Source organism: Peribacillus muralis (assembly GCF_001645685.2).
In the GTDB taxonomy this organism is placed as follows: domain Bacteria; phylum Bacillota; class Bacilli; order Bacillales; family DSM-1321; genus Peribacillus; species Peribacillus muralis_A.
This window is the reverse complement of sequence record NZ_CP017080.1, coordinates 4,272,044-4,297,326: the sequence shown is the minus strand read 5'-3', so window position 1 is coordinate 4,297,326 and position 25,283 is coordinate 4,272,044. Positions and strand designations below refer to the sequence as shown.

General features: G+C 44.6%; 25 protein-coding genes and 2 pseudogenes. 13 read left to right on the top strand and 14 right to left on the bottom strand.

The window, feature by feature from the left end:
• Positions 1–79: 79 nt before the first annotated feature.
• The 3 genes from ABE28_RS20795 (at position 80) to ABE28_RS25305 (ending at position 3,010) form a co-directional block, all read left to right on the top strand.
• Entirely contained in the window at positions 80–1,561 is a 1,482-nt protein-coding gene (locus ABE28_RS20795) for an o-succinylbenzoate--CoA ligase (protein WP_064462631.1), read from the top strand.
• The gene (menC, locus tag ABE28_RS20790; protein WP_064462632.1) at positions 1,558–2,661 is read left to right on the top strand and encodes an o-succinylbenzoate synthase; all 1,104 of its coding nucleotides are present in this window, start codon (positions 1,558–1,560) and stop codon (positions 2,659–2,661) included. Before ABE28_RS20795 ends, menC begins: the two co-directional genes overlap by 4 nt.
• A gap of 202 nt (positions 2,662–2,863) precedes the next feature.
• A complete protein-coding gene (locus ABE28_RS25305; RefSeq protein ID WP_156775862.1) occupies positions 2,864–3,010 on the top strand; it encodes a hypothetical protein in 147 nt (48 codons plus the stop codon).
• 47 nt (positions 3,011–3,057) lie between these two features.
• Here the strand turns inward: ABE28_RS25305 and ABE28_RS20785 are convergent, their stop codons facing one another.
• Both ABE28_RS20785 and ABE28_RS20780 read right to left on the bottom strand, forming a co-directional pair.
• A complete protein-coding gene (locus ABE28_RS20785) occupies positions 3,058–3,753 on the bottom strand; it encodes a response regulator (protein ID WP_064462633.1) in 696 nt (231 codons plus the stop codon).
• A complete protein-coding gene (locus tag ABE28_RS20780) occupies positions 3,746–5,356 on the bottom strand; it encodes an ATP-binding protein (protein ID WP_064462634.1) in 1,611 nt (536 codons plus the stop codon). Before ABE28_RS20780 ends, ABE28_RS20785 begins: the two co-directional genes overlap by 8 nt.
• A gap of 140 nt (positions 5,357–5,496) precedes the next feature.
• On the opposite strand from ABE28_RS20780, the gene ABE28_RS20775 reads away from it, so the two are divergent.
• On the top strand, positions 5,497–6,561 hold the full coding sequence (locus ABE28_RS20775) for a DctP family TRAP transporter solute-binding subunit (RefSeq protein ID WP_064462635.1): 1,065 nt from the start codon (positions 5,497–5,499) through the stop codon (positions 6,559–6,561).
• 53 nt (positions 6,562–6,614) lie between these two features.
• On the opposite strand, the gene ABE28_RS20770 is transcribed toward ABE28_RS20775, so the two are convergent.
• Together ABE28_RS20770 and yidD are read right to left on the bottom strand one after the other, a co-directional pair.
• A complete protein-coding gene (locus ABE28_RS20770) occupies positions 6,615–7,583 on the bottom strand; it encodes a metal ABC transporter solute-binding protein, Zn/Mn family (protein ID WP_064462636.1) in 969 nt (322 codons plus the stop codon).
• 121 nt (positions 7,584–7,704) lie between these two features.
• Entirely contained in the window at positions 7,705–7,944 is a 240-nt protein-coding gene (gene yidD, locus ABE28_RS20765) for a membrane protein insertion efficiency factor YidD (protein WP_064462637.1), read from the bottom strand.
• A gap of 189 nt (positions 7,945–8,133) precedes the next feature.
• On the opposite strand from yidD, the gene ABE28_RS20760 reads away from it, so the two are divergent.
• Positions 8,134–8,607, top strand: a complete 474-nt coding sequence (locus ABE28_RS20760) for an S-ribosylhomocysteine lyase (protein ID WP_064462638.1) — start codon at positions 8,134–8,136, stop codon at positions 8,605–8,607.
• Between the two features lie 41 nt (positions 8,608–8,648).
• On the opposite strand, the gene ytzI is transcribed toward ABE28_RS20760, so the two are convergent.
• Entirely contained in the window at positions 8,649–8,804 is a 156-nt protein-coding gene (gene ytzI / locus ABE28_RS24705; protein ID WP_083232182.1) for a YtzI protein, read from the bottom strand.
• Between the two features lie 122 nt (positions 8,805–8,926).
• Between ytzI and ABE28_RS20755 the strand changes: the two genes are divergently transcribed.
• Entirely contained in the window at positions 8,927–9,367 is a 441-nt protein-coding gene (locus ABE28_RS20755) for a Dps family protein (RefSeq protein ID WP_061142082.1), read from the top strand.
• 97 nt (positions 9,368–9,464) lie between these two features.
• On the opposite strand, the gene ABE28_RS20750 is transcribed toward ABE28_RS20755, so the two are convergent.
• Positions 9,465–9,722: a DUF6154 family protein gene (locus ABE28_RS20750; RefSeq protein ID WP_057915644.1), complete on the bottom strand. Its 258-nt coding sequence runs from the start codon at positions 9,720–9,722 to the stop codon at positions 9,465–9,467.
• A 236-nt stretch (positions 9,723–9,958) separates the two neighbouring features.
• Between ABE28_RS20750 and ABE28_RS20745 the strand changes: the two genes are divergently transcribed.
• Both ABE28_RS20745 and ytkD read left to right on the top strand, forming a co-directional pair.
• Complete coding sequence (locus tag ABE28_RS20745) at positions 9,959–10,309, top strand: hypothetical protein (RefSeq protein WP_064462639.1); 351 nt, start codon at positions 9,959–9,961, stop codon at positions 10,307–10,309.
• An 82-nt stretch (positions 10,310–10,391) separates the two neighbouring features.
• Positions 10,392–10,871: an RNA deprotection pyrophosphohydrolase gene (ytkD, locus tag ABE28_RS20740; RefSeq protein WP_257390650.1), complete on the top strand. Its 480-nt coding sequence runs from the start codon at positions 10,392–10,394 to the stop codon at positions 10,869–10,871.
• Between the two features lie 365 nt (positions 10,872–11,236).
• Here ytkD and ABE28_RS20735 read toward each other — a convergent pair whose 3' ends face one another.
• The 6 genes and pseudogenes from ABE28_RS20735 to ABE28_RS25880 all read right to left on the bottom strand — a co-directional run.
• Positions 11,237–12,028, bottom strand: coding sequence for an ABC transporter permease (locus ABE28_RS20735; protein WP_257390649.1), 792 nt, complete (start codon positions 12,026–12,028; stop codon positions 11,237–11,239).
• Positions 12,018–12,788, bottom strand: coding sequence for an ABC transporter ATP-binding protein (locus ABE28_RS20730; RefSeq protein WP_064462641.1), 771 nt, complete (start codon positions 12,786–12,788; stop codon positions 12,018–12,020). The genes ABE28_RS20735 and ABE28_RS20730 overlap by 11 nt, the downstream gene beginning before the upstream one ends.
• Before the next feature lie 26 nt (positions 12,789–12,814).
• Positions 12,815–13,501 (bottom strand): annotated as a pseudogene (locus tag ABE28_RS20725) (ABC transporter substrate-binding protein); the annotation flags it as partial.
• A gap of 17 nt (positions 13,502–13,518) precedes the next feature.
• Positions 13,519–14,886: a recombinase family protein gene (locus ABE28_RS20720; protein WP_064462642.1), complete on the bottom strand. Its 1,368-nt coding sequence runs from the start codon at positions 14,884–14,886 to the stop codon at positions 13,519–13,521.
• Positions 14,887–15,015: 129 nt separating this feature from the next.
• A complete protein-coding gene (locus tag ABE28_RS20715; RefSeq protein ID WP_064462643.1) occupies positions 15,016–16,584 on the bottom strand; it encodes a glycosyltransferase in 1,569 nt (522 codons plus the stop codon).
• Positions 16,585–17,130: 546 nt separating this feature from the next.
• Positions 17,131–17,448 (bottom strand): annotated as a pseudogene (locus ABE28_RS25880) (ABC transporter substrate-binding protein); the annotation flags it as partial.
• 134 nt (positions 17,449–17,582) lie between these two features.
• On the opposite strand from ABE28_RS25880, the gene ABE28_RS20705 reads away from it, so the two are divergent.
• Positions 17,583–18,374, top strand: a complete 792-nt coding sequence (locus ABE28_RS20705; RefSeq protein ID WP_064462645.1) for an alpha/beta hydrolase family protein — start codon at positions 17,583–17,585, stop codon at positions 18,372–18,374.
• Positions 18,375–18,421: 47 nt separating this feature from the next.
• Complete coding sequence (locus ABE28_RS20700) at positions 18,422–18,664, top strand: DUF2584 domain-containing protein (RefSeq protein ID WP_064462646.1); 243 nt, start codon at positions 18,422–18,424, stop codon at positions 18,662–18,664.
• Between the two features lie 270 nt (positions 18,665–18,934).
• Here ABE28_RS20700 and ABE28_RS20695 read toward each other — a convergent pair whose 3' ends face one another.
• Positions 18,935–19,171 (bottom strand): VOC family protein, encoded by a 237-nt coding sequence (locus ABE28_RS20695; RefSeq protein WP_257390647.1) that lies wholly within the window; start codon positions 19,169–19,171, stop codon positions 18,935–18,937.
• 198 nt (positions 19,172–19,369) lie between these two features.
• On the opposite strand from ABE28_RS20695, the gene ABE28_RS20690 reads away from it, so the two are divergent.
• A complete protein-coding gene (locus tag ABE28_RS20690) occupies positions 19,370–20,731 on the top strand; it encodes an MATE family efflux transporter (protein ID WP_064462648.1) in 1,362 nt (453 codons plus the stop codon).
• Between the two features lie 245 nt (positions 20,732–20,976).
• Positions 20,977–22,665 carry a methyl-accepting chemotaxis protein gene (locus ABE28_RS20685; RefSeq protein ID WP_064462649.1) on the top strand — a complete coding sequence of 563 codons (1,689 nt, stop codon included), beginning with the start codon at positions 20,977–20,979 and terminating at the stop codon, positions 22,663–22,665.
• Between the two features lie 67 nt (positions 22,666–22,732).
• Here the strand turns inward: ABE28_RS20685 and wecB are convergent, their stop codons facing one another.
• Complete coding sequence (gene wecB, locus ABE28_RS20680; RefSeq protein ID WP_064462650.1) at positions 22,733–23,869, bottom strand: non-hydrolyzing UDP-N-acetylglucosamine 2-epimerase; 1,137 nt, start codon at positions 23,867–23,869, stop codon at positions 22,733–22,735.
• Between the two features lie 199 nt (positions 23,870–24,068).
• Here wecB and ABE28_RS20675 point away from each other — a divergent pair, with 199 nt between their 5' ends.
• Positions 24,069–25,268, top strand: coding sequence for a glycosyltransferase family 4 protein (locus ABE28_RS20675; protein ID WP_064462651.1), 1,200 nt, complete (start codon positions 24,069–24,071; stop codon positions 25,266–25,268).
• Positions 25,269–25,283 lie beyond the last annotated feature (15 nt).

Here is a 25,283-nt window from a genome sequence, read left to right as displayed (position 1 = left end):
CATGAATCGATAAGACTGACAGCTTGGCGAATGTTCGCCGGGCTGTTTTCTATATTCAAGTTGAGGAGGAAAGTCGATCATGGCAGAAGAAAAGTTGCCAAACTGGCTCAAGAACCGGGCGCATCTTTCACCAAATCGCCCAGCTATCGAGTTTGAAGGTCAGACGTATAGCTTTCTTGAGCTGCATACGTTAACGGAGAAAATGGCTGGCAGGCTGGCAAGCGCTGGTTTGAAGGCTGGCGATTCATGCGCGGTGCTGCTCCGTAATCATATTGACGGTGTCGTCGCCATCCACGCACTATTTTATCTTGGTGTGAAGATCGTGATGCTGAATAATAAATTAACGGCAAAAGAATTGTCGTGGCAGATCGGGGACAGTGGTGCTTCCCATTTGGTCTCTGAAGGCTCCTTCGCAAGCAAGCTTGATGATATTGGCAGTAATCTTTCTGAATTGCCCCTACTATTAATTGAACGATTGCCGGTTGAAGGAATGGCAGAGATCCTTCAGGAGTTTTATCTGGAGGATACCGCTACGATCATGTATACATCAGGTACGACAGGAAATCCAAAGGGTGTGATCCAATCATTCGGCAACCATTGGTGGAGTGCCGTCGGTTCGGTGCTGAACCTTGGGTTGCACGAGGGGGATTGCTGGTACTGTGCGGTTCCTATCTTTCATATAAGCGGCCTATCCATCCTGATGAAAAGCGTGATTTATGGGATGAAGGTCGTCTTGGCCGAGCGGTTCGATGAACGGCAGGCGAACAGGGCCATTCAGGAACAGGGCGTGACGATCATTTCGGTCGTGACGACGATGCTGAATAGGATGGTGCATGACTTGAAGGGAGAAAGCTATCCGGATGCCTTTCGTTGCATCCTGTTGGGCGGTGGACCTGCACCTGTTCATTTACTGGAAGTCTGTAAGGAAAAAAGGATACCCGTGTATCAATCGTATGGAATGACGGAAACATCTTCTCAAATCGTGACGCTGGCACCGGAGTACAGCATGACGAAAATCGGATCTGCCGGAAAGCCCCTATTTCCTTCGCAGTTACGGATCGAGCAGGACGGCAATCCGTGTGGTCCGGGTATGGCGGGTGAAATCGTTGTTTCGGGTCCGAATGTGACTAAGGGCTATTACAATCGGCTGGATGCTACACAGCAGGCGATTATGGATGGCTGGCTTTATACAGGAGATCTTGGATATCTGGATGAGGAAGGCTTTTTATATGTTCTGGACCGGCGATCGGATTTGATCATCTCCGGAGGTGAAAATGTCTATCCGGCCGAAATTGAAAATGTCCTAATTGGCCATCCTGATGTTTTCGAAGCGGGAGTGACGGGGACCGAAGATGAAAAATGGGGACAGGTGCCGCTCGCTTTTGTCGCCTTGCATCAAGGTGCGGAGCTAAGTGAGAGAGACCTGCTTGATTATTGCCGGAAATCTTTGGCTTCCTATAAAATTCCCAGGAACGTGATCTTTTGCGAGGGGCTACCGCGAAATGGTGCCAGCAAGCTGTTGAGAAGGGAACTGAAGAAGGGAATGGAGGAAAAGCAATGAAGTTATCGTCCATTACGCTAAAGGTCATCATGGCCCCTTTGAAGCAGCCGTTCAAGACGCATCTTGGGACGGTGAATGATAGGGAAGTCATCATTATCGAAGCCCAAGATGAAGATGGGCTGATTGGATACGGGGAAGCCGTGCCCTTTTCGAGTCCTTGGTACACCGAGGAAACGATCAAAACCTGCTTGCATATGCTCGAGGATTTCTTGATCCCGTTGACATTGGCAAGTAAGCCTCGGCATCCGGTTGAACTGCAGAGCTTATGGAGCGGGATCAGGCGGAATGCGATGGCAAAGTCAGCCTTGGAACAGGCCATCATCGATTTATATGCGAAGCAGAAGGAAATCTATCTCGGGCGGTTGTTTGGCGGCGAACGAAGCGAGGTCGCCGCAGGCGTGGTCATTGCTTCCAATGATGCGGAAGATGCGATACGCCAGATTGAAGGCTTTTCCCGATCGGGTTACCAAAGGTATAAGATAAAAATCGATCCTCGTCATGATATCGAGTTATTAGCGGAAATTCGCGGCGAGTATCCCGATATTCCGCTAATGGCAGACGCCAATTCAGCATACACCCTTGATGACATTCCCCGTCTGCAAAAGCTTGATGAATATAAGCTGATGATGATCGAGCAACCACTGGGACATGACGACATCGTAGAACATGCCCGATTGCAAAAACGGCTTCAGACTCCGATTTGCCTGGATGAAAGCATCAATTCCTACCATGATGCCCATAGTGCCCTTTCACTTGGGAGTTGTGGGGTGATCAACATCAAGATGGCAAAAGTGGGCGGCTGGACGGAGGCTGTCAAGATCCATGATCTTTGTGTGGAAAATGACGTACCGGTATGGTGTGGCGGAATGATCGAATTTGGCATATCACGTGCCCATAATATTGCGCTTGCCACATTGAAGGGGTTCACGGTTCCTGGGGATATTTCCTCTTCTTCCCGTTATTGGGAAGAAGATATCATCGAGCCGGAAGTCGTTGTCAAGAATGGAACGATCCAAGTCCCTGAAAAGGCCGGAATCGGTTTTTCGATTAATGAAAAGCGGCTAAAGGCTTTGACGACGTATCGTCAAATTTACAGGTAAAACAGCAAAGGAGGTGCAGTCCGTGCCTCTTTTGCATCAATAGTGAAGCTCCCCAACACTTCTTTCCCGAAATTTCATATCCGCTTTTTCATGGACCGAGCTACCTTTTTTTTCAAAAAATGGGGCTTTGTCTATTTTTTCTTTAATGGATTATTTTGTATAATATAATAAAATAGAGAAAGATGGGAAGGGAAGGAAGAAAATGAAAAAACCGTACATGATTGCGGAAATTCTATTAAGAAGGGGCCTGCCCGACTACGTCATCATAGAAGTGACGGCGCTGGCGGAATGCGAACTGTTTCTGTTGAAGAGAAAGTGGGGACTGTATGATCGTAAGACAGGAGCGTGATTGATTGAAAGGGAACCGCTTACCTTTTGTCCGGTCCCCGATGCAAGTTAAGGTTTTTTTAGGCGATATCGATTGACGGGACGGCCAATGCTGCCATATTGAACGTCAAGCAAAAGCACGTCTTCGTTATGTAAGTATTCCAGATAACGCCGGGCTGTCACCCTGGCGATTCCAATCCCATCAGCGACTTCTTCCGCCGATAAAGACCCAGGCGTCATTTTTATGAATTTCGTCACTTGCTCAAGTGTTGCACCATTCAAGCCTTTCGGAACAACGCATTTTTGAACGGACCGAGGAGGTGTTTCATTTTGAAAGAGAATTCGATCGAGCTGAGTTTGAGAGATGTGATGGTTCGGTTCAACCTCCATCCGAAAAGCAAAATATTGTTCCAGCGTATGTTTCAGCCTTTCGAACTTAAATGGCTTGATTAAATAATCAAATGCCCCGTTCTGAATCATTTTTCTGATCGTTTTCTGATCATTCGCCGCCGAAATGATGATGACATCGACATCGAATTGTTCTTTTCTAATCTGATAAAGTGTGTCGATCCCGTTTAAAGAAGGCATGAAGATGTCCAAAATGACTAGATCTGGTGCAGATGTCCTGATTTTTTCCAGTCCTGCAAGTCCATTGCTGGCTGTATCGATGACGGTAAAGGCAGGCAGCCGCTCGATGAATTGTTTGTTGACCTCTTGGACCATTGGGTCATCTTCTATTAAAAGTACACGAATTGTATTAGTCATCCTGGTTCTCCTCTGTATCGTGCATCGGAAAAGAAAGAAAAAAGCTCGTACCCTCATTGGGACGTGTCGTGAATTTCAGTTCGCCCTTCGCTTTTTTTACGATTTGATCTATTAGATAAAGACCAATCCCTGATCCTTCCGCACCTTTTGTCGTAAATCCATAATCAAATATGTCCCTGTGAATGTCCTCGGCGATGCCTGGGCCGTTATCCTCCAGTACGATTTGGCAATGCCGTTCATCCTGGTAGAGCGATAGATAAACCTGCTTTGTTTCCTCAGCGCAGTATTTTAGGGCAGCAAAGGAATTTTCAATTAAATTTCCAATGATCAAAACAAAGTCATGATGATCCATATCAGCAGGGAAGCGGTCCAATTTCGTGTGCTTATCCATGGTGAGTTCGATTCCCAGCTCACGGCCCAAGGAGATTTTGCTCAAGATGAGCCCCACTAAATTATCATCGTGAATGTGCTTCGTTAAAAACCTGGTCAACTCCTCTTGCTCTTCGGTGATTTGAAAAATGTAATGCAGGGCATCGTCCAGGTTTCCCAGCTGGATCAATCCTGCAATCGTATGGAGTTTGTTCATATGTTCATGATTTTGAACACGCAGGGCTTCAACGAATGCCTTGACGCTCGTCAGCTCTTCAGCAAGCTTCGTGACATCGGTCCGATCCTGGAATATGGCGACGGCCCCGATGGTCTTACCGGCAATCTTGATGGGTACCCGGTTGCTGACTATATTTCTGTTTTGCACGGAGATTTCCTGATTGAAGATGGGAGAAGTCCGGTCGAGCACTTCCGGAAGCCGGGTATCGTGGATGATGTCATTGATATTCCTGCCGATGACATCGCCGCTGATATGGAGCATCTGCTTCGCCTTTTCATTGAAGATCGTGATGATCTGATTGTTATCAATGGCGATGACTCCTTCATGCATGGCATTGAAGGCAGCGGTCCTTTCGACTAACATCCGTGAAATTTCATGGGGTTCGAGTTGGAAGGTTTCTTTTTTGATCCTTCTTGCCAAAAGCCATGAGCCGCAAACACCGAACAAGAGTGTAAGGAAGAGAATCATGGCGATTTCCCCTTTTAGGTCATTGATCAATTCCGGTATCGTCGGCAAAATGTTCCCTACAAGTACGACACCGATCTGCTCGTTATCGCGATCCAGAATCGGAACGAAGGCACGGATGGCGATGCCAAGGTCCCCGGCTGCCTTTGAAAGATATTCATGTTCAGCGAATGCTGCGCTTTCATCGGTGCTGTTAGATGTGGTCCCCAATTGGCTGAACAGAGGATGGGAATAGCGTATATGCTGGCTATTGAGGACAACGATATAATCTGCTTGATGGATTTTCCGCAGGTTTTCAATCATCGGGTTCAGCTGCAGCCAGCCTTCAGGTTCCCGGACCAACTTTTGGACATCAGGGAGCTCGGCGATCGTGTGGGCAGTGATCATCGACCGTTTGCCGATTTCATCTTCCCTGACGGATACGATATTGCCAAATATAAAAATCCCGCCTATAAGTATCGAAAAAGCGACGATTAAGAATGACAGCAGGGTGATTTTAACTTGAATGGGCATATGAAAGGATTTATCCATTATCGTTCCTCCATTACTTCTATCATTAATAGTAACAGAATTTTTGCCTCTTTTCGCTATTTTTCGAGCATTGTAGTACGACAGGAAAAGGCTGTGATAGAATAGATATAATGAGAAGTGAGCGGTAAGGAGCTGTCGATATGCGAGACTTATGGGGGTATTTCCTGTTAATTGTCATGGGCCTGCTGATAGCGGTGTATATCTCGTTTCAATCGTTCTTTGCAAGCTTGGGCTTCAATCTGCCGAGCGATGAAGAGCAGGTGGGGATGGAGGACCAAATCGTCATTAAGTTCAGCCATGTCGTAGCCGAGAATACGCCAAAGGGGCTTGCTGCGAACAGGTTTGCCAACCTTGTTGATGAATATACCAACCATCGTGTCAAGATAGAGGTCTATCCCAATCAATCATTATATAGCGATCATGAAGAAATCGACGCGTTACAAAAAAACAAGGTGCAGATGATTGCGCCTACTACATCCAAAGTTACGAATCTATCAAAAAAATGGCTGCTTTTGGACCTTCCATATGTCTTTCCAACGGACGCGGCCCTGCAGGAAGCCTTGAATGGGGAAGTGGGGGAAGAGCTGCTAACATCTTTGAATGTGACAGGTATCGAAGGTCTTGCTTTTTGGTCGAATAATTACAAGCAAATGACAAGCAATAAACCGATCCGGCATCCACGTGACCTTTCTGGAAAGAATTTCAGGATCATGCCAAGTGTAGTCCTGCAAAGCCAATTCCAGCACTTTGGGGCAACAACATCGGAGCTGGAATTCAATGATACGTTCAAGAGCCTTGAAATCAATAAAACGGACAGCCAGGAAAATACGATTTCGAATATTTATTCCAAGAAATTATATGAGGTTCAAAATTACTTAACAATCAGTGATCATGGATATTTAGGGTATGTCGTCTTGATGAACAAGCCGTTTTGGGACAAACTTCCTCCGGATATCCGTAAGCAAATACAACGGGCAATGGATGATACTTTGAAATGGCTGTGGATCAAATCGAATGAATTGAATCAGGAACAGCTCCGGGAAATCAAGCAAAAATCCAATATCGACATCTATCAATTATCTGATGAAGAAAAGAAAAAGTGGATGAACGAGATGACCGTCATCTATCCGGAATTCGAATCGATGATTGGACCGGACTTGATGAGGAAAATGGAAGTCATCCGGGAGAAGTATATAGACGAATGACTTGTACAAGCATGCGAAAAAGAAGCGGTCCGATAAGGAGCCGCTTCTTTTGCTTATTGCAATGCCGTTTGCAAAGTTTTAATATTTTTTTCCATTAAACTGAAGTAATCTTCACCAGCTTTAATATCATTATCCGTCAGCACGGAAAGGTTATGCAGCGTCAGCGATTTAGCTCCCATTTCCTTTTGGATGATCTCGGTTAGTTTAGAGCTGATATTCTGCTCGAAGATGACGTAATTCAAATTCTCTTCATCAGCCATGGTCACGATTTTTGCCAGTTCCTTTTGGGAAGGCTCATTTGAAGATGTTAATCCTGTGACACCAATCTGCTCAAGTCCGTAGCGTTCTTCCCAATATCCGTAAGCGGAATGGGAAACGATGATTTTTTTTGTCCGGCCAGCCTCGATTGTCGTTGCTAATTTTTCATCAAGTGCGTTCAGCTTTTTAGCAAGCTCGTTGAAGTGGCTGTTGAAATACTCCTTCTGCTCAGGCATTTGCTTCGTCAATTCATCCCGGATGCTTTTTGCCATCTCAATGGAATAGATGGGATCCAACCATAAATGGGGATTGACCCCGCCGTGATCATGACCGTCCTCATCATGTGCATGCTCTTCCTCATGTGCGTGTTCATCTTCGTGGGCATGCTCAGCTGCATCCAGATGGACCGTTTCGCCTACAGCGACCGTCTTGACGCCTTCTTTGCTTAAAATCGGTTCGGCCTTCGTTACGAATCCTTCAAGGTTATAGCCAATATAGAAAAATAGGTCTGACTCCGCCATTTTAACGATATCCTTTTGTGAAGGGTCAAAGGAATGTTCATCGGTACCTGGAGGATAAACGGTATCGACGTTAACATATTCCCCGCCAATCGCTTCCGTGAAGTATTGTAAAGGGTAAACCGTCGTATATATATTTAACGTATCCTTTTTTGCATCATCAGTATTTTTTTCCTTTGTGTTTCCGCAGGCTGATAACAGTAGCACTGTAACCAGGAATAGCGGAAGCCATGCTCGATTCTTCATGTGATTTGCTCCTTTATAATTCGGATTGATTACGATTTGGAATGTATGTGTAAAAACGAAATCATTACGATTTGACTTCTGTATAATACAAAAGATCACGACAGAAAGCAAGGCTTTTTTTCTAATGGCCTTCGTCTTTTTTCTTTTTTTCCGGAACGGGGTCGATGCCGCCTGGATGGAACGGATGACATTTGAGAATCCGGACGATGGCTAACCAGCTTCCTTTGATTGGGCCAAACCGATTGATCGCTTCCAGTCCATAATGGGAACAAGTCGGATAAAAACGGCAGGTAGGCGGTTTTAATGGGGAAATGGCGATTTGATAAAAACGAATGATTCCCATTAATATTTTTTTTAACAAAGTGCTTCAGCTCTTTTCACGTAAATTCACTGCTCTTCATTATAGCATATTTTCAATTGTGCCAATAATGGTGAAGCAGGAATAAGTATAAATAAATCCGATGGAAATAATAAGAATTGTTTTAAAAGGATGAAATAAATCGTCATTCAAGGTAAAATAGAGAGGAAATACAATTAAGGAGTGAATGGAATGCCTTCAGTTGAAAGCTTTGAATTAGATCATAATGCTGTTAAAGCCCCATATGTCAGACATTGCGGTGTCCATAAGGTCGGAACAGATGGTGTTGTCAATAAATTCGATATCCGTTTTTGCCAGCCGAATAAGCAAGCGATGAAGCCGGATACGATCCACACTTTGGAACACTTGCTTGCATTCAATATTCGTAAGCATTCCGAACGCTACGACCATTTCGATATTATCGACATTTCTCCTATGGGCTGTCAAACAGGGTATTACCTTGTTGTCAGCGGTGAGCCGACGGTAACGGAAATAATCGATGTTCTTGAAGACACTTTCAAGGATGCTGTGGAAATCACGGAAATCCCTGCTGCAAACGAAAAACAATGCGGCCAAGCAAAGCTTCATGACCTTGAAGGAGCCAAGAAATTAATGAATTTCTGGCTTTCACAAGATAAAGCAGATCTTCATAAGGTTTTCGGTTAATAAAAAAAAATCTCCTGTCCTTTCGTGACAGGAGATTTTTTTTATTTTTGCGGTTTTTCATCCTTTGCCTCATCCTCGGTCTTCGGGTCGATCGGATCGACGGTATGCTTGTAGCTGTACCCTTTTCCGATAGTCAGGATGGATAAAGCCAGGACAATCAAAATCACAATAATGGAGATGACTAAAACCGTGATCATGGCTCACTCTCCTTACGTTCACAATTTACATACATTTTAGCATAAGAACTGACAAAATATGTTTCAATTTTTGTAATGGAGGGAATCATAGAGTTATAACCAACTTACGGAGGTAGATATTTATGGCTCAGAAAAAATTAGGAAAATTAGTGAATAAGGAAATTGCGAATTTCAGTGTCCTTTATACAAAAATCCATAATTACCACTGGTTCGTAAATGGACCGCACTTCTTTGAACTTCACCAAAAATTGGAAGAGTTATATGTGGAAATCACAGCTAATTATGACGAATTGGCAGAACGCTTGCTGGCCATTGGCGAGAAACCAGTTGCTACACTTAAAGAGTATCTGGAATTAACAACATTGGAAGAAGCGACAGGTAACGAAAATACAGAAGATATGGTTCAAAGCGTCATCAACGACTTTGAAAAGCTTTCTGAAGAGTTCCTTGAAATCATCGAGGCTGCAGAAGAGGAAGACCCAGTTACCGCTGATATGCTGACAAGCATGAAGAAAAGCTTCAACAAACATGCTTGGATGCTTCGTGCATACCTAGGGCACTAATATCGGTAGAAAGCGCCTGCTTCGGCAGGGCTTTTTTTTTTAGGCGAAAAAACAAAAAAGGCATCCATCGATGGAGGGACACCTGACAAGGTATGTATTAATGGATATTCCGTGGCGGAAAATGTGTAGGTTTCGTATCGTCCATGCTATTTTGAGCAAACTTCCCTTTTAATGTTTCGATAATGTAAAGTCCCATTAGGTTGGTTAGCTCTTGATCATCCATTTCTTGAAGTAATTCGAAAATTTCCTTACGGTCCAACTGCTCCAAAACCGCAAAAGTAAGCATATCGATATCTTCTTCATCACCAGTAAGCTTATTACGGTACATATTGTATAATTCTTCAATTAACTTCAAAACGTTTCACCTCACCTTAGTTTGAAATCCGTTATCTCTTTATATGTAGGTTATCAAAAAAAACTCTGGGTGCATATAAAAATCTGAATGGATGCTTGGGCTTATTATATGTTTTACCCTCTGAAAGATACTTTAATCTATTTTTTAACATCTTTGCACTTCTGTAAACAAAATTTTCCATTGTATGATGTAGGGAATTCCGTGAAAAATAAGCATAGGATATTTGGAAAGGGTGGATGAATGTGTCCGAGAACAGGAAAAAGTATTATATTTGGCTTCCGACTGGGGAGATCACACAAGATAGGGAAAGCTCCCCGTGGAATTTCGAGATCGAGGCTACAGATAATGAAATCATCCAGTTACGTGAATTATTTGATTATAATTATTCTGTAGGCGAAGAAAACTTTTACCGAGCACATGTCCCGTACCTGCAATATCATTTCGACCGGGAAAATGATAAGCAGGATATCACGCTCCAAAAGATTTATGAAATGATCCATCAACTTGGAACGGAAGAAGGAAGAAGACATATTGAAAGCATGGGAATTTTACAAGCAAAGACAACGGACGATGGCCTCGAATATTGAGGGGCCATCGTTTTATTGATGGAAGGAAAATTCAAGCTGGATAGTCCGTTTTTTTATCCATATAATGAAGGAAGAGTTCAATATGGAGAGAAGGGGAAATATGCAACGCTTTTTCGACAAAAACGGATACATGGTGGAATTCTCCGGAAATCCCGTCTTCGGCGAATCCTGGCATGTTTTCGTGCTCTGCAGGTTTAAGCGAAGATGGGTTTTGACCAAGCATAAAAATCGCGGCTTGGAGTTTCCAGGGGGAAAGCGGGAAGCAGGAGAAACGATTGAACAAGCAGCCATCAGGGAAGTGTATGAAGAAACCGGCGGAATCGTTGGGCAGCTGCAATTCCTAGGGCAATACAAAGTCCATGACCCCGTCAAATCATTTGTCAAAACAATATATTTTGCCCAATTACATGAGCTGGAAAAGAAAGATACCTACCTGGAAACGGACGGGCCCATCTTTTTGGAAAGCTTGCCCGACGAACCAGGCGAAGAATTCAGCTTCATCATGAAAGATGAAATCGTCCCCTTGAGCATATCGAGGCTTAACGACGGTAACCTGCTTTAGAAAGAAGTGACTGAAGAGGTAAGAGCGAAACTGGCGGGCTAGCAGCCTGGATGGGAGCAATTGGCGGGTAAAAGCGTGGAACCGATGATTATGCCCCAATATCGATGGACCAGCGCTAAAATGGGAGTGCGAGATCTCAATTGGCGAGTAAACTCCAAAATTTCAGAGAATGCGCTAAAATTGGTGTGCGAAATCCAAATTGGCGAGTAAATCGGGCAAATTGGCGAGTAAATCGTCCAAATTCGCGAGTAAAAGCAGTAAATTGGCGAGTAAACAGCTCAAACTCGCGAGTAAACAGCTCAAATTCGGCGAGTGAAAGTCCGTCTTCCATAAATGAAAACTGCCGAGGGTTATCGGCAGTTGGGTTAATCCTTGATTAATTTTCGTTCGAGCAGTTCGACCAGTTGGTACATGATGGTGGCAAAGACGGCGATGATCATCAAGGCGAGCATGACGAGGGTGAAGTTGAAGACTTGAAAGCCATAAATGATGAGGTAACCGAGTCCTTTCGCCGAGACGAGGAATTCCCCGACGACGACACCCACCCAGGAGAGGCCGACATTGACTTTCAGGGTGGAGATGATGGTTGGGAAGGAGGCCGGCAATATGGCTTCACGAAATGCTTGTGTTCTTGTAGCTCCAAAAGTTTGGAGCACCTTCAGGTAGTTTGGGTCCACTTCGCGAAATGCGGTGTAGACGACGATGGTCGTGATGATGATGGAGATGATCGCACCCATCGAGATGATGGATGGAAAGCCAGGTCCGAATGCGACGATGATGATGGGCCCGAGTGCCACTTTCGGCATGGCATTCAAGATGACAAGATACGGGTCCAATGTTTTTGATAATCGCGGCGACCACCATAGGAGTGAGGCCAGGATTGTTCCTAGCAGTGTCCCGATGATGAAGCCAAGAACGGTTTCGAAGAGGGTGACGCCGGAATGGGAAAGCAGTGAGCCGTCGCCCAACTTCTGGATGAAAAGCTGCCAGACTTTTGATGGGGAGCTGAAGATGAGCGGGTCGATCCATTCCTTTCGGGAGAATAGTTCCCAGCTGCTGAAAAAAACAAGGAAAATCAAGATCTGATAAAGCCGAATGAGCCTGTTTTCCTTTTTCAGAGAGGTTTTATATTGGTTATGGAGTTGTTCAATATTCAAGGCTCTCAAGCTCCTTCCAGATTGTTTGGAAAAGGATCGAGTACTGTGGATGGTTGCGTGCATGGAAGGGCATCAGTTCGCGCAGTTCATCAGGTACTTCGAATGTTTTGTGCACTCTACCAGGGTTCGGGGAAAATAGATGAATGCGGTCGCTCATGGCTATCGCTTCACCGATGTCATGGGTGACGAGCACGGCTGTTTTTCCGAAGGATTTCAAGGTTTCAAAAACAAGGTCCTCCAGCTTGAGCTTCGTTTGGTAATCAAGGGCCGAGAAGGGTTCATCAAGCAACAGGATCTTTGGGTCGACCGCTAGTGTTCGTGCCAGTGCGGCTCGTTGTCTCATTCCTCCTGAAAGTTCTCTGGGATATAGTTTTCCGGTGCCTCCCAATCCTACGTCGCTTAATAGCTTAAGCGTTTTAATCCTCTCAAGGCCTTCATCCTTTTTAATCAGTTTCAATCCCAATAAGATATTTTCTTCTATCGTTTTCCATGGAAAGAGATAATCCTGCTGCAGCATATAGCCGATGGACGTGTCACTGTCAGCGTTCAGTGGTTCATTTTCGAGCAAAATTTTTCCTGAGGTGGGTGGAAATAGCCCGGCGATTATGGAAAGCAGGGTGGTCTTTCCGCAGCCGCTCGGACCTAGAAAAGAGACGAATTCACCTTTTTCAATGTCGAGGGAAATGTCCGCGAGTGCGGTCGCTGCCGTCTGTTTTGAAAAATAAGTATGGTGAATGTCTTGGATTTTTAAAAAGCTCATGGACATCCTCCTTACTTGTAGCTATGCTATTTTGCGGCCTTTTCGGCAAAATCGGTATTGACCAATTCATCATGGCTGATTCGTGAAGGAAGTTCGCCTGCTTCATCCATGATGTCCTGTAGATTGTTCCATTCCTCTTCATCGAGAATGGGATCGGTGGCAAAGGAGCCTTGTTCTTTGTAGCGTTTGATCACTGTTTCCATCGTTTCGGCATTGGTATCTTCGAAGTAAGGCTGAATGACTTTGGCGATTTCAGCGGCATCATTTTCCTGGACCCAATTTTGAGCTTTCTGCAATGCTCTTGTGAATTTGGCGACAGTTTCTTTATCCTTTTTCAAATAGCTTGCTTTAGCCATGTAAACCGTATAGGGAAGATGGCCGGACTCGGTGCCGAAAGAAGCGACGATGTGGCCTTTTCCTTCTTTTTCGAACACACTGGCCGTTGGTTCGAACAGCTGAACGAAATCGCCTGTTCCGGAAGCGAAGGCTGTCGCGACATTAGCAAAGTCAATGTTCTGTATTAAGGTCAAATCTGATTTCGGGTCGATGTTATGCTTTTTCAATACAAACTCGCCAGCCATCTGGGGCATTCCGCCTTTTCGCTGTCCTAGGAATGTGGAACCTTTCAGCATCTCCCAGTCGAAGTTATCGATTTTTTCACGTGAAACAAGAAAAGTCCCGTCCGTCTGGGTTAATTGAGCGAGGTTGAACAAGAAGCTGGGAAATCCAGTCATTTGAGGCTGTAAGCAATCGATAGCGGCTGATTTTTTCCGCGTTCCCGGGTGATGATGATTTTTTCGAATATGCTGTGCAGGAGTTCCTTTTGGCGGAAGGCATCCGCTTTGCAGTAGTTCTCCCTGATGGTCGTTTTGGTCGGGAGCGTGGGATCGTTTATATCATGCGCATTCGAGGCACGCTCCAATTGCAGGGAGAGAGCATCTTCCTTTTCAGTCAATTGATTTATTTTCGAAAACAGCACTTCCTTTGGAATCGGATTATTATCAGCAGTAAATAGGTCATACCACCTTTCCTTTTGGGCATGTATTTTCTTGATTTTATCTTTAAGCTCCTGTTCTTTGTTTCCGGTGGCAGTCTGCTTTGATCTGCCCATTAAATCAAGTGCAGGAATCAGCCGCTCGATTTCCTCTAATATAGGGTCCAGGATTCGTTTATCCCAGGTTATTTTTTTGCAAATTGTGCATCTGTAATAGGATTTTCCCTCTCGTTTATCATGATAGCCTTGCATGGAATGCTCATTACAACTGCCGCATCTCAGTATTCCAGTAAGAGGATACTTTCCGGTTCCTTCTCTGCTGGTTGTTTTGCTTGCGATTCTTTTTTGGACGAGGTGGTAGAGCTGTTCAGGAATGAGCGGAGGGTGATTTTGGTGCTTAATGATCTCCCCCCAGCGGTATATTCCGATATACATATCATTAAGCAAGATATCCCGGATGGAATTGGGGTTCCAATGTTTGGCTATTTTCGGTTTGATTTTGAGTTGGTTCAACCGCCCGGCGATGGCCCTATAGCCTAAACCATTAGCATACCAGTCAAATATTCGTTGAACTGTTTTTGCTTCGTTTTCGAGGATCGTACAATGGAAGTGCTTATCGAAATGATAGCCGAAAGGAGAATGGCCGCCTGGCTTCATTCCTTCATGGACCATCTGCTCCATCCCGAACACCACACGTTCTGCGAGGTTTTCACGCTCCCATTGAGCCAATGCCGCAACAAGGGTAATGAAAAGCCTTCCCATCGCCGTTGAAGTATCATAGACCTCAGTTGCAGACTTGAATGAAACATCATGCCGTTCAAATATCTGTAATAATTGATAAAGATCTAATACAGATCGTGTTAGGCGATCCAATCGATAGACTAAAATGATATCGATATGGTCTTTCCTTATGTCATTTAGCAGTTTTTTCATTTTAGGTCGATCAAGATCCTTCGCGGACCTTCCTTCTTCAATATATTCCTCAACGATTTCCCACCCTTGGCTGACGCAAAAGGCTTGAAGCCTTTCACGCTGGGCATGAATCGAAAATCCCTCTTCAGCCTGTTCATGGGTGCTGACCCGGGCATAAACAGCGACTCTCATAAATAACGACCTCCGCCAGAATATTATCAAAAAATCCCTTTACTGGAGTATATGAGAGGGGCAGGTTTCCTATTTAGGGAAAATTCATCAACAAAAAAAACCCCAGTCCTGCAGGTTTTTTTTGGTCAACTATCGTGAGGACACGCCAAGCTTGGCTTTTTTATTTTTCACAGCCGTTTCAATGGTATCCACCCATTTGTCTTTATACTGTTGTTCATTGAAGCGCTCCTTCATATCACGGACAGCCGCTTCGCCCATTTTCGTAGCGGAATTCTTGTTTTCAAACATCCAAATCATTTTTTCCGCCAGTTGCTCGATATTGTCATTTTCAATGATAAAGCCGGTTTTTCCATCAATGATAAGATCCCGTGGCCCATAATTAATATCATAGCTGATCATTGGGGCACCATTGGACATGCTTTCCAGGATGCCTAGGGAGAAGCCCTCACTTTTACTCGTCAATACAGAGAACAAGGCTTTTTGATAAAGCTTGTCCGGATCATTCGTATACCCTTTAAGGAAGACATGATCTTGTAAATCCAGTTCCTTGACCAGTTTTTTTAGATTCGGTTCTTCATCACCGAGCCCCCATATTTCCAACTTGGCTTCAGGTACACGATCGCTTACCTTTTTGAAGGCCTTTATCGCATGGTCGATTCTTTTCAAAGAGGAGAAACGGCTGATGATGACAGCCAGGTTTTCCTTCCTCTTAAAGGAACTGAACCAGCCAGTGTCGGCGAATTTCTTCATATAATGAGGAATGACCCGAATATTATCCTTGTTGCCAAAACGTTGCTCAAAGTGGGCCTTTTGGGACTCGGTCAATAGCAAAGCAACATCCAATTCATCAATGGCCTCCAATGTAGGGGCGATTTTCCCGCCGATTTCACCATTCACATCATATGGCGGCTTAACATGATTGCTATGTAGTCTCCATATCTTTATCGCTTTTTCCAATTTCACATTCATCATTACGGGATCTGAAGTTCTGGCATCACAAACTAACACAGGGTAATCATAATCTTGTATGATGCTTTCCAGCCATTCTGTTTTTAAATCGACTTCCTTCGTATGGACGGATTGCAGTGCACCGTTCGAATCGAAGTGGTTTAATCGGTTTGCATTTCCATTTTTAGGATTGTACCATACCGACAAGTAAGCTTGGCCATTGTCATCATAATAGATGATTTGTCTCGCTTTATTCAATTCAAAATCCATGTAGGCAACTTTCCTCAGATAGCCAAATTCGTCATATTCTTCGCGTTTCGTCCGGTAACGCTGTTCATTGAAGTAATCAAGGAAGCTTAATTTATTACCTTTGTCATAATTGATATAAGTTGTATATAAACCATTTTCATATGCTCGATACGCATTGTGCCCGGCTCGTTTATCCAAGACTGCCTTACACTCTTCAATTCGTTGGAGCGTTTCATTTTCCTTATGCTTTAAGGAGCTTCTGTTTGTGTGACTCAGTGATTCAAACATGTTTAAAAGCTTGATCCGTTTGTCGATCTTCCCCTCTTTTATCAATTGTTGAATAATCGTGTTATAACGGGGATCGAAATTGAAGGTGATGATAAAGGTTTCATAACCTGAATTTGCAAATAAATTTGCCTGCAAAAGTGCGGCCTTTGTCATACCGCCCCTATTAATATCCAGTGAATTCAAAACGCAAAACATTGTAGCGCGACTTTCCATTTTTTAAATACCTCCTGTAACAGTTTGAGTCCTTTATAAAATTCAAGTGAAGATTAGGAAAAGGCAATGGACCATTCGATTTCAGTGAATCTTAATGATGGCCGTTCACCCTTGTTCGCTTAGAAAAAAAGCGGAACAGTAGCTATAGCTTCCCAAATAGTAACAGAGGGGATACATAAAGGCATCTAATTAGTGTTATATTTTTAAATCGTCCTTTTCAACAATGGAAGATCACTTATGTGTCTAAGTCATATTGTAATGCGTGTCCCTTTGGTGCATCCGCATCCACGCTAATTCGATAGGCAGTCCTTCTGTCCAATTTGCATACAGTCTCTCTATACAAGGAGGGATGCAACATGATGCAAAAAGAACAAAAGGTCACGATCGAATGTTTAGGTGATACCAAGCCTTCAAAACAAGCATTGGAACATTTCTTGAAGGTTTATCTGGAGATGCTGGCTGCAGAAGGGGAAGGCGGGGAGGAAAAGCCGTCTTAAGCTTGAGCATAGACATGTGAATTTCCGGCATTTTGTTGAAAATTGGGTGAGCGAAGTTGATGACGGGGTCTTTCGGTTCTTGTGACTGCACATAGATCGATGTTTCCGAGCCGACGAGAGCGATGTCCGCCCCGTTGGTCAGGAGCGCGGTCATGGTTTTGTCGCCGCCGGCCGTCGTTTTCAAATCAATGCTTAACCCCTCATCCTCAAAAAATCCCTTTTCCATCGCTACGTATTGTGGTGTATAGAAAAGGGAGCGGGTCACTTCGGCCACCCTGACCTTGTCTTTTTTGCCACACGCCCCGAGCGGGATGATCAGCATGCACAGAAGCAAACATATGACACCTGCTTTACACCATTTTTTCAAAATAGCTTCCTCCTTGATAAATAGGTATTTTGCCTACAGTATCGTATGAAGGGCAGTGAAAAATGTGAATGCCTATCAGGGGATAAAAACAAGCGGATGTTTTACAATAAGAGTAACGAGAAAGGAGGGGGAGCTTGGAAAACGGAACGATCATTTCAAAACGGCGGTTTCCTTCACCGCACCCACACATCCATCTTTATTCAGTTACTTACATATCACAGGGGTTGAAGGTAAAGGGGTTGCTTGCTGAACCGGTCGATGGCCAAGTTCATGATGCCTTCTTATATTTACGTGGCGGGATAAAAAATGTCGGAAAGGTGAGGCCTGCAAGGATTGTTCAATATGCCGCAGAGGGCTTCATCGTATTTGCCCCTTTTTACCGTGGTAACCAGGGCGGTGAGGGCGACGAGGATTTTGCAGGAGAAGATCGGTTCGATGCCATATCGGGATTCAAGCTTCTTGAACGGCATCCTCGGGTAAACAAGGATCATATCCATATCCTCGGATTTTCACGCGGCGGCATCATGGCGCTTTGGACTGGGATCCACTGCCGGAATGCGGCGTCGATCGTCACATGGGGAGGCGTGTCGGACATGTTCTTAACATATGTCGAACGAGTCGATATGCGTCGGATGATGAAGCGGGTCATCGGAGGCACGCCGACAAAATGCCCCGATCAATATGAATACCGTACACCATTGTTTGCGATTGAGGATTTGAATGTTCCCGTCCTGATCATTCATGGTGAAAAAGATCACAATGTCGCCATTGAACACGCGTACCGGCTGGAGAAGAGATTGAAGATCCATGACAAACCGGTCGAAAGCTGGTACTTCCCTCAATTCACACATTACTTCCCGCCTGCCGTCAACCGCAAAGTAGTGGAGGATTTAACATCTTGGATGAAAAACACAACGGAAAAATGATAGAATGAAGGTATAATCCAAGCATATTGGCAAAAGGAGAGATACACATGGGCATGCCTATCGAACTTAACACGATGATCGTTACAAAGGGAAATGAAACCCGCGAAGAAGAAAATATTTTTCGGCTCGCTAAAGATGGCTACCGTCTATACCCGATCGATATTCCAATCGATGTACGCAAAACGATACAATCCGATACAAGCGGAACCGCCGTTATCCAAAAAGTCGAATGGACCAGTGAAAAAACCATCATCACATACGAATTACTATCCTTGAACTCCACTAACTAAACGAAAGGGAAGCGCTTGCCGAATGTTTTTTCGCTGCAGGCGTTTTTTTTTGATTGGTTTTGACTAAATGGTTCCTGATTTGACCTGCCGCATCATCTTAGCCGACTTCCCACGCTGGTAATTCGACACAACAGGTCGATAATTCGTCCTAACAGGTCGATAATTCGACCCAACAGGTTGATAATTCGTCCTAACAGGTCGATAATTCGACCCAACACACCAATAATTCGTCCTAACACACCGATAATTCAACCCTTTGCACACAAGGAATCATATAAACGCCGGATTTTCGGCTTCAAGCGGATTTCCTGGAAACGTATCGGAAACCATGAGTAACAGATTGCCTTTTTTGATTTTTGCATGCAAAACAAGATCATTCGCTTCTCCGTATGTTTGCAGGTCAGTAATTTCCGCTCGGAATACATCTTCATAAAATGCCAATGCTTCCTTTGCCTGTCTATCGAACATTAAATAAGGGGTAGCCTGTTTCAATTGAATCCTCATCATCCTTCTTCCTGGAAATAAGAGGAGACAGGTTTTTGTTGATTTTACTTGCCTGACGAACGTTCGTTAAGTTATGATGGTTCTATCAGAATTTCTTACATGGTTAAGGACGGTATGCAGAAACTGTTCTTGAAGAGATGCGAGATTCATACCGGCATCATGGCCGGTTTTGGTAAGGTCACACAGCAGGAGAGGATATGAATGTCATTAAGGGAACAGCAACAACAAAATCTACTGGAGCTGGAATCGACGGGAAGGGTCTTTTTGCGCTATTTGATTCCTTCGATGATCGGAATGGTATTGATGGCCTTGAACTTTGTCGTCGATGGAGTGATGGTCGGCAATAAGCTTGGATCTGTTGCCCTGGCAGGCGTCAATATCGCCGGTCCCATTTATACGATCTTTGTAGCGATGTCCATTTGGATCGGGGTAGGAGGAGCAACGCTATATTCGCAAAGCATGGGCGCTAGGGATTTTGATCGGGCCCGCTTCATTTTCACCCATTCGATCATTTTGATCACGATATTCACCGTAATCATAGGTGTGGTAGCCTATGCTTTCCATAATCAGCTTGTATATGCATTAGGAGCCAATGAGGCTACCGCTCCTTTTGCAACGGACTACATGAATGTATTCTTGATGCTTGGTTTTGTCTTCACGCTTGAGAATACTCTAAGCATATTCGTCAGGAACAACGGCAATCCGAATTTGGCCATGATCTCCCTGATCGTTACGGCCATTTCCAACTTCGTCTTGAACTTCATCATCCTTTATGTCCTTGAGTTAGGAGTACGTGAAACCGCCTATGGAACGATCATTGCGGCCGCGCTGGGCATCCTGGTTCTCAGCATGCACTTCTTCACGAAGAAGAACACCCTTCGTCTCGTTAAATTCCGGTTTGAAAAGCCCCTCTTCGTGATGACGATGATGATCGGCTTTCCGAGCTTCTTAGCGGAAATCGGGGTATCCGTCTTTACGATTGCCCATAATAATGCATTCTCCCGCCTGGCAGGCACCGACGGTCTAGCTGCGTTTTCCATTGTGAATTATGCCCATAGTGTCATGCTCTTGATGTTTCTTGGCATAGGTTCGGCAATACAGCCACTAGTAAGCTATTATCATGGTGCACAGGATGTAAAGCGGAAGCGCGAGACGGTTCGCATTGCCATTTTTACCGCAGTGGGCGCAGGAATAGCGATTACGCTCCTAGGACAGGTCGCGGCGCCATTCATCGTCAATTTATTCGGGAATTTCTCAAGCGAGGTTAAGGAGCTTGCGACAATCGGAATCAGGATTTTCTTTAGCGGCTACATCCTGATGGGGGTCAACTTCGTCATGATGACCTATTTCCAATCGATCGGGCAAGTGAAAATGGCAGCTTGGATCACTGTTGGCCGTGAATTCATTTTCATGCTGATTTTCCTGCTTACATTGCCGTTCATATTTGGGACGAATGCAGCGTGGATGGCCATTCCTTTATCCGAGGTGGTCATATTCCTGACCATCCTGCTTTACTTGAAGCGGGAAGGGTTTGAGCTTGGGAAAAAAGAAATTGATGGTTAACCGGAAAGATCACCAGTTGGTGGTCTTTTTTTGGGGGGGGATGGGAGATAAACAGTTCTATTTATAATGAGCAGTTCACTCGCAAGCATGAGCGGTTTAATGGTGATTGGCTGGTCGTAGCCGTCCGTGCTTCTTTCGAATTTTTTTGATATGTGTATATTGTACTGGAAAAAAAGTACTATTCAGCCGATATTACCGATAGAGATTGAAAATTTGAAATTTTGAACATATGGGGGCTGTTAATCTTGAAATTATCCGTATCAAAAAAATTATGGGCAAGTTTTTTGTCCATCCTTTTATTTTTGGTGGCCATAGGAGTTCTGTATTTATGGATCATCATCGATTTAAATGGCAAATATACGTTTTTATTGGATGATCGTGTGAAAAAAATCAGCCTTGTTGAAGAGATGATCAACAGGCAGCAAGGGATTTCTAATGATGTTCGCGGATATATCATCTATAAAGATTCCATTTATCTGGAAAATAGGGAGGCGGCCCAAGATCAATTCGAGAAAGCGTACGGCAGTCTCGAGAAAAGCATGACATCCAAGGAAGACCGTGAATTGCTTGAAGAGATTCATCGCACGCAGAATGAATATATGGGAATGGCTGAAGAGATAACTGAAAGCATGCAGCAAGGAAATAGTAAGAGAGCGATGGAAATAGCTGATAATGCGATTGAGTTGGATAAAGCGATCATGGGTAATGCAGAGAAACTTGGTGACAGACAGAATGCCTATATGCAGGAGACAAGGAAGGAATTGAATGACAAGGTAGGTGATATGAAGGAATTCATCGTTTTGCTGATCATCGGCGGATTCATCCTCAGTATCATGTTACCAATCATCCTCAGCCGCAGCATTTCCCGTCCGGTCCGCAAGCTGACGGAAGCGCTCGGGCAGGTCGCTGCCGGTGATTTACATATTGAAGAAATTCAAATCAGGAACAAAGATGAAATTGGGGAAATGGCGGCGGCCTTCAATTCAATGGTAGGAGGGCTTAAATCGATTGTCCTGAATATGAGGGATTCCGCGTCACAGCTTGCTGTTCAAGCTGAACAGATGTCGGCAAGTTCAGAGGAAAGCCTGGCCTCCTCGGAGATGGTCTCTGCGACTGCAGAGGAAAATAGGAAAGGCACCTCCCTTCAGGTTGATATTGTGGAAAAATCAGTCGATTCGATGATTGAAATAGCTGCTGCCATCAAACGGATCACGCTGAGCAACGTCGAAATGCTTCATTCGGCAGAAACCGTCAATGGACTTGTGCAGCAAGGGTCCGAGAGCATGAATGATGTCACGGCACAGATGAAAAATATAAATGCGACGATTCGCGAGTCAGCGGATATTATGGAAATCATGTCGGATCACTCCAATGAAATCCAGCGGGTGACGACATTCATTACTAACATTTCCGAACAAACGAATTTATTGGCATTAAATGCCGCGATTGAAGCGGCACGAGCCGGAGAACATGGGAAAGGGTTCGCAGTGGTGGCTGATGAAGTCCGGAAGCTTGCCGAGCAGTCGAAAATATCTGCAGCGGAAATTGAAAAAATGGTTCGGGTCATTCAAGAAGCCACCGGAAAAGGAGTTGAGTCGATTAATAGTGGAAGTAAGAAAGCGGAAGATGGACTTGCGGCTTCGGCAAGCTCACTTCAAGTATTCAATAACATTAAATCAGCGGTGGGAGAGGTGAGTGAGCAAATCGCTTCTGCTTCATCGGCCGTCGATGATCTTCAAGTGATGACCGGGGATGTTACTGCCGGCGCGCATTCCATTAAGGAAATAGCGGTCATCTCGGCGGCAAGGGCAAATGAGACAAGTGCGGCTACCGAAGAACAGCACACCGTGACGGAACAGATTTCTGAAGGCGCCCAAGCACTGGCAGCCTTGGCTGAGACCTTGAAAATGGAAGTGAGCCGGTTTAAATTTTAACAGAATGAGAATGGAAAAAAGCCTGACCGCCCATGCGAGGCGGCAGGCTTTTTCGAATGCAGTTTTTTCACGATGGAAGGGCGAAGCTCACTTTACAATGCTTCATGAGAATTTCGACAATCCGTTTCGCAGCAAAGCCATCTCCATATGGATTGGAGGCTGTTGCCATTTTTTCATAAGCCCCTTCGTTCGTAAGCAGGTTATTGGTTGCCTCGTAAATGCGGTCTTCTTCAATTCCCGCCAATAAAAGTGTACCAGCCTTGATTCCTTCCGGCCGTTCCGTCGTATCCCGCAACACGACAACCGGGACGCCAAGTGATGGGGCTTCCTCCTGCACCCCTCCGGAATCTGTCAGGATTAAATAAGATCGCGCCGCGAAGTTATGGAAGTCAATCACTTCCAGGGGCTCGATGATATGTAGCTTCTTTGTTTCATGGAAAACCTCGTGGGCGATTTCCCGAACGACTGGATTTTTATGAATCGGGAAAACAACCTGGATATCTCCATGTTCATCAAGTAGCCGTTTCACCGAACGGAATATCCCTTGCATCGGTTTTCCGATATTTTCCCGACGATGTACGGTCATCAGCAGCATCCTATCGCCATTCAAGCCTGAGAGGATCGGATGCGAAAAGTCCTTATGTATCGTTGTTTTCAAGGCATCAATCACCGTATTTCCAGTGATGTGGATGCTGTCGGCCCGCTTATTTTCCAATAATAGGTTTTCAGCGGCCTGCTTGGTCGGGGCGAAATGGATGTCAGCCAGTACGCCGGTCAATTGCCGGTTCATCTCCTCAGGGAATGGTGAATGCTTATTCCAGGTGCGTAGGCCTGCTTCAACGTGACCAATCTGAACTTTATTATAAAAAGCAGCCAAGCTGGCAATGAATGTGGTCGTTGTATCCCCGTGAACAAGGACGATATCCGGTTTTATTTGCTTCATGAGCGAACTTAGTCCCTCGATACCCCTCGATGTGATATCCTCTAACGTCTGTCTGTCTCTCATCATATCCAAATCGTGATCGGCCTTTATTTGAAAACAATGCAAAACTTGATCGAGCATTTCCCGATGCTGGGCAGTGACCACCACGATGGTTTCTATTTCTTCCTGATGTTTTTTCAGTTCCAAAACGACTGGTGCCATTTTAATTGCCTCAGGTCGTGTGCCAAAGACGGTCATGACCTTCAAACGTTGTTTAGGCATGCTCCATTCCTCCTTCTGCTATCTGTCTCCCCCATTATAGCGAGAGATTCATAGGAAAAATGCAAACGCAATAATAATTAACGGAATATTTACAATATTAATGAGGACTTTATATTCCCTTAACCTTCCATTAATAACGGCCCATTACAATATAAAGCAGGAAGCATGACCGACCCAAGAATAGAGGTGATAGGTGAATATGAAAAGCGTCCTGATGATCGTGCAAAACTTTTATCCGGAAATCGGAAGTGCAGGTAACCGAATGAAAAATGTGTATCTTCATTTGAAAAGAAGCGGATATGAAGTGACGGTCATCACGTTGAAACCGAGTTATCCTAATCAAAGCTTGTATCAAGATACAAGGTTTTGGGATGAGGAAAACATTGAGGAAGATGTCATCAGGATAAAACCGAATAAAGTGAAGCGGTATACAAGCAATATGGGAAGACGCTTGCTGCATTATCTTGAAGCGATGTGGCTTTTCGTTTATACGATCATCCGTCTCGAAAAAACATATGATTATGTATTTGTTACGACGCCGCCTATTTTCCCGACAATGGCGGCCTTGATTGCCAAGAGGAAAATGAAGGCTAAACTCATTACCGATGTCAGGGACTTATGGCCAGAATCCTTGATAGGAGTGGGGGTATTTGCAAATAAGTGGATTTTGAAGTTCGCATACTTCCTGGAGAAGGAGCTGTATCGGCATTCAGATCATATTATCATCAATAGCCCTGGATTCAGGGATTATATCATGTCCAAGGGAGTCAAGGGGGAAATGATTCACTTCATCCCCAACTCACTTACTGGAGACGAGCTGGCGTTAAAGAATGTATTTACTCCCATCGCCGATGAGAAGATCAAGGTCGTTTATACAGGAAATATCGGACTTGCCCAAGACCTAAAGAAATTGATCGCGATAGCTGAAAGGTTAAGGGAACATAAGCAAATCGAGTTCACGATGATCGGATATGGCTATCGGGTAGGGGAAGTGGAGAGGGAGATCAGCGCGAAAGGACTGGCAAATATAAAGGTCATCAATGCGATGAATAGGAGGGTGACCCTTCATGAAGTCTCATCCTCCCATATTGCATATGTAAGCTTGGTGGAGAAAGAGGTATTCGATAAGGTGCTGCCTGGAAAAATCATCGATTATATGTGTGTCGGAAAGCCGATTGTCGGTGATGTGGCGGGAAGGGCCAAAAAGGTCATTGAAGAGGCAAAATGCGGGTTGGTGGCAGATAGCCGGGGTGTTGCTGAAATCAGTCGGCTTATTTTGACCATGGCCAGCGATCAAGCCCTGCGTGAAGAGCTCGGGGAAAACGGTTATGTATATGCGAAGCGGAATTTTCAATGGTCGAAAAATATTGAGGGTCTCATCAATGTTTTGGAAGCGTAGGGAAGAAAAAATCCG

What these genes read in the sequence shown, in the direction of transcription:
- ABE28_RS20795 (WP_064462631.1), top strand. Translation starts at nt 80, where the DNA reads ATGGCAGAAGAAAAGTTGCCAAACTGGCTCAAGAACCGGGCGCATCTT.
- menC (WP_064462632.1), top strand. Translation starts at nt 1,558, where the DNA reads ATGAAGTTATCGTCCATTACGCTAAAGGTCATCATGGCCCCTTTGAAG.
- ABE28_RS25305 (WP_156775862.1), top strand. Translation starts at nt 2,864, where the DNA reads ATGAAAAAACCGTACATGATTGCGGAAATTCTATTAAGAAGGGGCCTG.
- ABE28_RS20785 (WP_064462633.1), bottom strand. Translation starts at nt 3,753, where the DNA reads ATGACTAATACAATTCGTGTACTTTTAATAGAAGATGACCCAATGGTC.
- ABE28_RS20780 (WP_064462634.1), bottom strand. Translation starts at nt 5,356, where the DNA reads ATGGATAAATCCTTTCATATGCCCATTCAAGTTAAAATCACCCTGCTG.
- ABE28_RS20775 (WP_064462635.1), top strand. Translation starts at nt 5,497, where the DNA reads ATGCGAGACTTATGGGGGTATTTCCTGTTAATTGTCATGGGCCTGCTG.
- ABE28_RS20770 (WP_064462636.1), bottom strand. Translation starts at nt 7,583, where the DNA reads ATGAAGAATCGAGCATGGCTTCCGCTATTCCTGGTTACAGTGCTACTG.
- ABE28_RS20760 (WP_064462638.1), top strand. Translation starts at nt 8,134, where the DNA reads ATGCCTTCAGTTGAAAGCTTTGAATTAGATCATAATGCTGTTAAAGCC.
- ytzI (WP_083232182.1), bottom strand. Translation starts at nt 8,804, where the DNA reads ATGATCACGGTTTTAGTCATCTCCATTATTGTGATTTTGATTGTCCTG.
- ABE28_RS20755 (WP_061142082.1), top strand. Translation starts at nt 8,927, where the DNA reads ATGGCTCAGAAAAAATTAGGAAAATTAGTGAATAAGGAAATTGCGAAT.
- ABE28_RS20745 (WP_064462639.1), top strand. Translation starts at nt 9,959, where the DNA reads ATGAATGTGTCCGAGAACAGGAAAAAGTATTATATTTGGCTTCCGACT.
- ytkD (WP_257390650.1), top strand. Translation starts at nt 10,392, where the DNA reads ATGGAGAGAAGGGGAAATATGCAACGCTTTTTCGACAAAAACGGATAC.
- ABE28_RS20730 (WP_064462641.1), bottom strand. Translation starts at nt 12,788, where the DNA reads ATGAGCTTTTTAAAAATCCAAGACATTCACCATACTTATTTTTCAAAA.
- ABE28_RS20720 (WP_064462642.1), bottom strand. Translation starts at nt 14,886, where the DNA reads ATGAGAGTCGCTGTTTATGCCCGGGTCAGCACCCATGAACAGGCTGAA.
- ABE28_RS20715 (WP_064462643.1), bottom strand. Translation starts at nt 16,584, where the DNA reads ATGGAAAGTCGCGCTACAATGTTTTGCGTTTTGAATTCACTGGATATT.
- ABE28_RS20700 (WP_064462646.1), top strand. Translation starts at nt 18,422, where the DNA reads ATGGGCATGCCTATCGAACTTAACACGATGATCGTTACAAAGGGAAAT.
- ABE28_RS20695 (WP_257390647.1), bottom strand. Translation starts at nt 19,171, where the DNA reads ATGATGAGGATTCAATTGAAACAGGCTACCCCTTATTTAATGTTCGAT.
- ABE28_RS20690 (WP_064462648.1), top strand. Translation starts at nt 19,370, where the DNA reads ATGTCATTAAGGGAACAGCAACAACAAAATCTACTGGAGCTGGAATCG.
- wecB (WP_064462650.1), bottom strand. Translation starts at nt 23,869, where the DNA reads ATGCCTAAACAACGTTTGAAGGTCATGACCGTCTTTGGCACACGACCT.
- ABE28_RS20675 (WP_064462651.1), top strand. Translation starts at nt 24,069, where the DNA reads ATGAAAAGCGTCCTGATGATCGTGCAAAACTTTTATCCGGAAATCGGA.